Annotated in this window: 1 protein-coding gene; it reads left to right on the plus strand. The window is 51.3% G+C overall.

Annotation, left to right across the window (positions count from 1 at the left end; translation table 11 throughout):
* Positions 1-216, plus strand: a 216-nt coding sequence (locus MFF64_RS39085) for an urease subunit beta (RefSeq protein WP_238193993.1), incomplete at its 5' end; no start/stop codon positions are given.
* Between the last annotated feature and the right edge of the window lie 55 nt (positions 217-271).

Here is a 271-nt window from a genome sequence, read left to right on the forward strand (position 1 = left end):
GAGCTGGCGATCGGCATGCGTCTTGATGTTCCATCAGGCACGTCGGTCCGTTTTGAGCCGGGAGAGCAGAAAACGGTCTCACTAGTGGAAATCAGAGGACGCAAGACAATTAGAGGGCTGAACGGAATGGCCGACACGTTTATCGATGAACGCGGCAAAGAAAAAACGTTGGCCAACTTAAAACAAGCCGGCTGGATGGAGGGTGTAATCCGATGAAAATGTCACGGGAGGAATATGCGGAACTGTTTGGCCCGACAACGAGCGATAAAAT

Origin of the sequence: Methylobacterium frigidaeris (assembly GCF_022179185.1) — a bacterium.
Lineage (GTDB): Bacteria > Pseudomonadota > Alphaproteobacteria > Rhizobiales > Beijerinckiaceae > Methylobacterium > Methylobacterium frigidaeris.